Here is a 2,549-nt window from a genome sequence, read left to right on the forward strand (position 1 = left end):
GGACATCACCGACGCCCACGTCGACTCTCTGGTGCGCTTCGCCGCGTCCGGCGCGGTACTGCTGGACCGAGCCTTCCCGGACACCGAACCGGACCACTGGTCACGGTCGGCCGACCAGGCCAAGGGCGTCCTCAACGGCGCCACCGACGCCGACGACAAGCCGGTCAAGGTCGTGGACCTGGTCCAACCCGATCCCGACAAGATGACCGGCAAAGGCGACGCGTTCCTGTCGACCTACCTGAACTTCTACGTCGCGAGCAAGGCCGTCTTCATCCCCAAGTTCGGCGACGCGGCCGCCGACGACACCGCGGCCCAGATCCTGCGCGACGCGTTCCCTGGCCGCGAGGTGGTGTCCGTGGCGATCGACGCGATCGCCTCCGGTGGCGGGGGCATCCACTGCGCCACCCACGACCAGCCGGACCTGCCTATCGGCTAGCGCTAGCCGCCAGCCCGTCGATCATGGCGCGCAGGCCGGTGGCGAACGCCAGGTCGGCGGCGGTCATGTTCTCCGCCGCCGCGCGCAGGTCCCGCGCCGACACTGCGGCGGCGAACAGCGGCACGGCCTCGGCGTCCGGGCCCGGTTCGAGGATCGTGGCGGGGGCCACGGCGTCAAGCGCCGAACCGAGGACGAACGACTCGATCGCGACGATAGCCGGGATGATCGCCTCCAGCGGCCACCCCGCCGCACGGAAGCCCGTGACAACTTGCTCATACATGCGCAGGGTGCGGCCCGCGCCCATGACGGGGGCGGTGGCGAACAGGGCGATCGCGTGCGGGTGGGCGACAAACGCGGCCCGGTAGGCCCGCGCCCACTCGACAACCGCGTCCGCCCACGGCAGGCGCTCGAACATCCCGGCGTCAATAGCGTCCGTGATGCGCTCTTGCACGCCCGCCAGGATGTCGTCCTTGCCGCTGATGTGGTTGTAGAACGACGACGGTTTCACGGCGAGCCGCTCGGCGAGTAGGCCGAGCGAGAACGTGCCGCCGTCGTCGATCAGCTCCAGCGCCGCGTCGACGATGCGGTCGCGGCTGAGCACCGGTGTGCGCGGGCGGCCGGCGCCGCGACGAGCTGTGGGTCGGGTCACCGGCCCATTCTGCCGAGGGTCCACTGCCTGCTGTTTCCCCACCTGGCCTCCTTCCCAACCCATCGACGGTGAGCTAGCCTGACCCCACATTAAACGAATGTCATTCGTTTAACGACCAGAGGACACCTGATGACCACCACCCCGGTTCGAGCCGATATGGCGCTGACAGCCGACGAACTGTCGGCGACCGCGCGCGAGCACCTGTGGATGCACTTCACCCGCCTGTCGTCGCATGCGGACTCGCCCGTCCCCGTGATCGTCCGCGGCGAGGGCGTGCGGATCTTCGACGCCACTGGCCGCAGCTTCCTGGACGGGCTGTCGGGGCTGTTCGTGGTCCAGGCCGGGCACGGCCGCGAGGAACTGGCGGAGGTCGCCTACCGGCAGGCCAAGGACCTGGCGTTCTTCCCGCTGTGGTCCTACGCCCACCCGCCCGCGATCGCCCTGGCCGACCGGCTCGCCGCCGCCGCGCCCGGCGACCTGAACAAGGTCTTCTTCACCACCGGCGGCGGCGAGGCCGTCGAGACCGCGTGGAAACTGGCCAAGCAGTACTTCAAACTGGTCGGCAAACCCATGAAGCACAAGGTGATCAGCCGCGCGCTGGCCTACCACGGCACCCCGCAGGGTGCGCTGTCGATCACCGGGCTGCCCGCGTTCAAGAAGTACTTCGAGCCGCTGGTCCCCGGCGCGCACAAGGCGCCCAACGCCAACTTCTACCGCGCGCCGGAGCACGGCGACGACCTGGACGCGTTCAGCCGCTGGGCCGCCGACCAGATCGAGCTGGCGATCGAGATGGAGGGGCCGGACACCGTCGCGGCCGTGTTCCTCGAACCGGTGCAGAACGCGGGCGGGTGTTTCCCGCCCCCGCCGGGCTACTTCCAGCGGGTCCGCGAGATCTGCGACAAGCACGACGTGCTGCTGGTGTCGGACGAGGTGATCTGCGCGTTCGGCAGGCTGGGCACCACCTTCGCGTGCGAGAAGTTCGACTACGTGCCCGACATGATCACCTGCGCCAAGGGCATGACCAGCGGCTACGCCCCGATTGGGGCCTGCGTGATCAGCGACCGCATCGCCGAGCCGTTCCAGCGCGGCACCGAGTTCTTCGCCCACGGCTACACCTTCGGCGGACACCCGGTGTCGGCGGCGGTCGCGCTGGCCAACCTCGACATCTTCGACCGCGAGGGCACCAACCAGCACGTCCTGGCCAACGAGGGCGCGTTCCGGTCGACGCTGGAGAAGCTCAAGGACCTGCCGATCGTCGGCGACGTGCGCGGCGACGGCTACTTCTATGGCATCGAGCTGGTCAAGGACCAGGCCACCAAGACGACCTTCGACGACAACGAGAGCGAACGGCTGATCCGCGGGTTCCTGTCGCAAGCGCTGTACGACGCGGGCCTGTACTGCCGCGCCGACGATCGCGGCGACCCGGTCGTCCAGATCTCGCCGCCGCTCGTCGCCACGCAGACG

The 2,549-nt window shown here is 69.4% G+C and carries 3 protein-coding genes; 2 read left to right on the plus strand and 1 reads right to left on the minus strand.

Annotated elements, in window-relative coordinates:
* A partial coding sequence (locus ACRDSQ_RS12945; RefSeq protein ID WP_431421223.1) for an agmatine deiminase family protein occupies positions 1-436 on the plus strand: 436 nt, incomplete at its 5' end.
* Here ACRDSQ_RS12945 and ACRDSQ_RS12950 read toward each other — a convergent pair.
* A complete protein-coding gene (locus ACRDSQ_RS12950) occupies positions 426-1,085 on the minus strand; it encodes a TetR/AcrR family transcriptional regulator (protein ID WP_431421224.1) in 660 nt (219 codons plus the stop codon). The two genes, ACRDSQ_RS12945 and ACRDSQ_RS12950, sit on opposite strands and share 11 nt — an antisense overlap.
* A gap of 129 nt (positions 1,086-1,214) precedes the next feature.
* On the opposite strand from ACRDSQ_RS12950, the gene ACRDSQ_RS12955 reads away from it, so the two are divergent.
* Positions 1,215-2,549, plus strand: a 1,335-nt coding sequence (locus ACRDSQ_RS12955) for an aspartate aminotransferase family protein (protein WP_431421226.1), incomplete at its 3' end; no start/stop codon positions are given.

This window comes from Actinokineospora sp., from assembly GCF_050699995.1.
Classification (GTDB): domain Bacteria; phylum Actinomycetota; class Actinomycetes; order Mycobacteriales; family Pseudonocardiaceae; genus Actinokineospora.